The sequence below is a fragment of the Nostoc sp. WHI genome, assembly GCF_015714725.1.
GTDB lineage: Bacteria > Cyanobacteriota > Cyanobacteriia > Cyanobacteriales > Nostocaceae > Nostoc.
Genome location: NZ_WBKM01000162.1, coordinates 1 through 5,409, shown reverse-complemented (window position 1 = coordinate 5,409; position 5,409 = coordinate 1). Strand labels below are relative to the sequence as shown.

Genomic DNA, 5,409 nt, shown 5'->3' with positions numbered 1-5,409 from the left:
CCTTTCCCCAGCCCTCACAAGCGCATCTTTGGGTTGGCAGACTACTAGGGTGTAATTGACTTATCAATTACACCTGTTCCCTCAACTAACTCCTAAATCAAGTGAGGACATATTTATGACTATATTAGGTATTAATAGACCTTTAGATACAACCCAGGTAAAACTGTGGGATGAGCGCGATTTGTCTACAAGCGATCGCCGCCGGGAGCATCTAGAAATTCTCCTGTGCCAGAAAGTACAAATAGGTGAAGACCCTGCCCTGTGTGAGAAAGTGTTGAATTATTTGTATTTCTCGGCATTTCAACAGAATCTGAATCGCATTACTGTCCAAAAGGAGAAAGAAAAGTCGGTCTTTGCCTCCCTACAGCAAGTGATTATTACGTCTTTTGCCATTTTAGGGATGTTTGCGTTCCTTGCCGCCGCTTCCAATAAGTCAGTTGTGCGATCGTCTGGGGTAATCCCTCCAGCTATAGAACGGCAAGCCAATTAACCAAACAATTCGCTTTTTCGCCCAGCAGACAACGGAAGAGCAACTGAAAGTAATGTGATCTGAAGTAGTCAGAGAATGCTCGGCATTCAATTGACTGCACATATTAATCATTACACCCTTTGCCATTTTAGGAATGATTGCCTTTTTTAACGGGGCGTTTCGCTCTGTCAAACCATCGGCAACGCTAACCTGCCTGCTGTCCAATATCATTAAAAGGATGTAACTAAAAAGCTGAAAGCGCTGTTTGATAATGCTTTCAGCTTATATTATCACTCGTTCTGCATCGCTCCCGCCTAATATGCTGTGTCTTTGTCGAAAGGTAGACTGTCAACATCCTCAAAGTTACGCAGGTCTTGCTCCATCTGCTGCCGACGTTGGACGTATGTTCTACTATCTTCAATCCTTCCCCTCATCTGCCATGCACCAAAATTAATACCCTGTTCTGCGTGTTTAGCAGATACTTTGTTGTAATCATCAATTTCTATTTTCTTGCGTCGTTCCATTTCTTCTAGCCACCCAAGGTTTGTACCCTTTTTAAGCTCAGATTCAAAGTACTCCTGTTTAAGAGAACCGTCAGGGTTGAACTGTGTTTTCTCTGTTGGGGTGAAGAAATCGTATGCCGTGTAGACTGGCCTTAGCTCTGGGTCGGTTTCATCTAGATGTTCTAACTCAAGATACCTATTCTTCAAGATTTGAGCGTGTTTATCGATCATTTCAGGACGCATATTATCAGCAATTAACTGCTGAAGATACTCTGGTTTTAAAGAACCATCTCCACTGACTTTTTCTTGGTTCATATTTAACCAGCGTTTTAATCTTGACATATTTACCCCCAAGAATTTTTCCAAATTTAAATAAATGTATGGCTCTAGAATTTAAACACTTTGATACAAGGTTAAATCAATGGATTCATGATGACGGAGACAAGAAGAACCCTGATTCAATTTTAACTGAGAAAATAGACAATACTTTATTAGAATCATACTTTCCAAATAAAGAATTTTCTTTTGGACATATTGATGAATATAGTAAGCCAGAAGATTTACAAAATCACCCAGAGGGACATATTCTTTTATTATCTTCTAAAACCAGGCTTCTGTATGGTTCTCCAGAATGCTTAGAAGTAATTGAGAAATTATGCCCTGATAGAAAAGATAGAGGTGCTTACGGTTCATTTTTTTTAGGTGCTTGTAAAAATTCAATTAATGAACAGTTAAACATTTTAGTTGTAGATGATAATACGGGAGAAAATGGAGGCTTTATTAAAGACCAAGATGCTTTTAAATTAGTGGGAGACTGCTATGGACAGATTTCAAATGAAGCTTATGTTAAATTAACTAAAAAAAAAGAACATGAAGATAAAAGTTATCGAGTGATTCAGCATCGCTTTGGTTGGAGAGAAGGCGATGGAGAAGATACTAAATACCGTTTTGGGAAAGGAACTCTACGACCATTTAAACTAGAAGAGTTGTCTTGGCAAGAGAATACACCCAAAATCGACTTAATCATTCCCATATCCAGTTTTAAAGGTACAGACAAAGATAATCCCAATGGTGCTAGTAAACCCCAAATTCAACCAGGGCTATATCAACAAAAAGTCTGGTTAGGTGAGAAGTCTCAGTCAGAGCGGGGCCAGACAGCTATATCCCAACTGTTGGCATCATTTCCCCAAGGGATCAAAGATTTCGCTGAGGAGCTAGAGGCACAGGCTCAAAAGCTAGCCGAAAATCAGGATGACCCAAGGATTGTTGCACAACTTTACTGTGAGAGATACGAAAAACGTAAGGCTTTCACCGAGTCACAAAAAGCATCTTTAAAAAAACAAATTACTCTTGCCTCTGCTGATGGCTCATTAGCTAAACAATTAGAACTAGTGACATCGAATGATGCTAATGGAGAATATGAGGCAACTGATGAAAATAATGAATCTCCAAAAGATGATTTGTTAATGTATAAACTCATAAAGGCTGATTTAGTTGGGGGACATAATCAGCTTTTAGAAACTGAAAAAGTCAAACAAGAACTGAGTAAATTTGTCCAAAGTGAGTGGAGAGATATAGCACTTGGGAGAACTTTAACATTTGATCGAGGAATGATTATCCCATCCAAAGAACTAAAAAATGGTGAAATCTGTGTCTCTTGGATGGATGAAAAGGAAAAAGTATTAAACTTTCGTTCTCCCTTTCTCAACTCTAATGGGTTGTGTGTATCTACCAATAAACATGTTTTAGACCGTTTAGCTCCAGATGGTGAACCATTGCAAGGAATAATTGTAGTCAACGATGAAGACCACAAACGTATACTTGCTAGGATTGAGGCGCTAGAAACTCAAGGCATTGAACACAACGAAGTTAATCCCCTCGAAACCGAATCAGAACGCCAAGCACGAGACTACGATGGTGACTGTATTGGTGTAGCAAGAGCTAGGTTATATCCCAATTTAACAGCCGAAGCCGAGTACAGAAACCAACCCCAGAATGCTTATACTCCGACAGTCAAACTTAAAAAACAGTCATTTTATTTGGAAGATGGAACCCAGCCCCCATTTGAAAAAATCGCTATCCACATGAGCGATAGCATCAGCGTGGGCATAATCAACAATCAAGTGACAGCACTGGAGGCATTAGAATCAGAAATTGAGGTACTAAAGACTTACGGTACTTTTGAGCAGAAATCAAATTATCTAGACCAAGTTTCTAACCATTACGAAACCCTGTTTGAGCAAGAACGCCAGAAAGATCCAAAGTTAATTCGAGAAGAATACAAGCCTTATATGCAAGGGGTTGTTGAACTTGCTTTGGATGAAAGAACCCCAGAAAATATTCAGCAGGCGATGGATGTTAACCGCTTGATGTACCGGAGCATGATTGAGGAAGGGTGTTATCAAAACCAAATAGCAGTTGATTTATTCAAAAGTGCTAAAAAACCTGAGATGGATAAAATCAGGGAAAACAACCGCTACTTGTATCGTGATGTTAACTATATTAAAGATAAAAAGTCGCGTTCAGTTTATTTAAGCACAGGTATAACACCAAAGGGCTACTCACCAGTAGAATTATTGATTAGCCAAACCAATAAATATTTCCAAGAATCACAGTTAGAATCGCGTCCCATCGTCCAGTTTAAAGACTTATTCAAAGGAGTAGAATTTACACCACAGCAGAAATTTGCAGCGATCGCCGCCAAGTACGAGTTCGATCTGAAATTCAACGCTGCGGTTCGTGCCTCAAGGCGGCGAGAAACAGAGTCTGGCCCTAGCGCAATTGTTCAAACGGATTCAGGAACGCAACTCGAAATTACCAACCTCACCCGCTACGGGCATCCCCTAATCTGGAAAGCCCAGACGTTGAATATTCGCCTAGATGAAATTAAATTTACAAACAGTGAACGCCCCCATAAATTATTGGCAGTCGCACAAATTAATGGCGAGGTAAGGGAAGATGGAAAACCCGCTTACCGCAACCTGGGGACAGTTAGCCAACAATCTGTAACTGACCACAACCTCAAGGCGGGGATGACCACGCAGGGGGCTAAACTTTTAGAACTAAAACCAGAACTTACCAGAAGCCAAACTAAACTACTCTTTGCCTTGGCGCAGGAGACGGCAGAAGCATTTTATGCCTCTATCCCAGAGTCAGAAAAACTTGCATCTGCTGCCGCCGCTTGGAACATCTGTGCATCCCGCCAGGATGAACTTGAAGTTGCAAGAAAAGAAAACGCAAACCCCCAGGCTCACGCTAAAAAAGTCTCTAATTTTGCCTTCGCTGCTTTCCCCAATGAGATTATCTCTCGCTTAGATAAATTGCAATTTACCGAACCGAAGTTAGTCACACTGAATAATGAAGCGAATCAATTTTTGGGTCGAGACTGGAATCCTACCGAAAAACACCCGATAGAAATTAGAGCTAGTCACCATCCAGTCGGACATGAGCGCCATGTTTCCAGGCTAATGTTTGTCCAGGATAGTGACGGCGAATATAAGGAATTCGCCATGCTCGAAACCAGAACCGCACAGCTTCCTATTGGTACGAAAGCGCTCTCTTGTATGGTTGGGATAGAACCTGCTACTGCCAAAGCAACTATTGGACTGCCAGGAAACGAGCCAGTTGAAATTACTATCCGTGAACTCAAGAACTTCTCTTATGCAGGACTTGTTTTTAATGCCGAACCGGTCAACTTAGAATTTGGCGCTGTGCCAGTGATTGACAAAACAGTAAAAATCAAACTTGATGGCAAAACTTTGGGTGAGTTAGACAGTGATTCTGCCCAACAGTTAAAAGAAATTAATTATCTCAAAAATGGTAATCCTCTAAAGTTAAAGCTCACGTCTATCTCTGAAACTGGAGATCAAGCTTTTGTGCTGGGTGAGTCTCCTAATGGGAATCTCCTCAAAATTAATAAAATTAACTTTTATGATTTTTCTGGTCAGACATTCAATGATCAAGATTACCGAAAACTGACTATCGAAACCTCAGCTTCTAAAACCAGAGATGCCGTGTTTTTAAATGGTGAACCCTTGGGAGTGTTGCACTTTAAAAAAGACAAAGACGCGCTCAGACAGCTTGGACTACTCAAAACCGGACAACTTACACCCGCACCCGCTATTATTGAAAGTAATTTTTCTGTTATTTGCGCTCAAATTGACCCTAATACCGTTGAATATCCCCAAAAGTGGACGAAGGAATTTCAGGCTTTTGGGACTCAATCAGTTAATGCTCAACAACAAGAGATGATTGATAGTAGTGCGAAAATTCTACATCAGATTAAAGAGCGTCCTACTTTCTTATTTTCGACAGAATCAAATAAAAAACTTGGAGTCATGGGCTTGGCTGTTGACAACCAGAAAGCTGAGACTGTGACTAAATGGTTAACTGCTCAAAAAGTTGAATGGCAGCAAGTACCAATAGAAGATGTTATTA

Annotated in this window: 3 protein-coding genes; 2 read left to right on the top strand and 1 reads right to left on the bottom strand. The window is 40.5% G+C overall.

Features of this window, described 5'->3' with window-relative positions:
* Window positions 1–115 precede the first annotated feature (115 nt).
* Window positions 116–490, top strand: coding sequence for a hypothetical protein (locus F8S12_RS17240; protein ID WP_196517364.1), 375 nt, complete (start codon window positions 116–118; stop codon window positions 488–490).
* 293 nt (window positions 491–783) lie between these two features.
* Here the strand turns inward: F8S12_RS17240 and F8S12_RS17235 are convergent, their stop codons facing one another.
* Window positions 784–1,314: a hypothetical protein gene (locus tag F8S12_RS17235; RefSeq protein ID WP_196517363.1), complete on the bottom strand. Its 531-nt coding sequence runs from the start codon at window positions 1,312–1,314 to the stop codon at window positions 784–786.
* Window positions 1,315–1,352: 38 nt separating this feature from the next.
* Here F8S12_RS17235 and F8S12_RS17230 point away from each other — a divergent pair.
* On the top strand, window positions 1,353–5,409 hold a 4,057-nt coding region (locus F8S12_RS17230; RefSeq protein WP_196517362.1), incomplete at its 3' end, for a hypothetical protein.

What these genes read in the sequence shown, in the direction of transcription:
- F8S12_RS17240 (WP_196517364.1), top strand. Translation starts at nt 116, where the DNA reads ATGACTATATTAGGTATTAATAGACCTTTAGATACAACCCAGGTAAAA.
- F8S12_RS17235 (WP_196517363.1), bottom strand. Translation starts at nt 1,314, where the DNA reads ATGTCAAGATTAAAACGCTGGTTAAATATGAACCAAGAAAAAGTCAGT.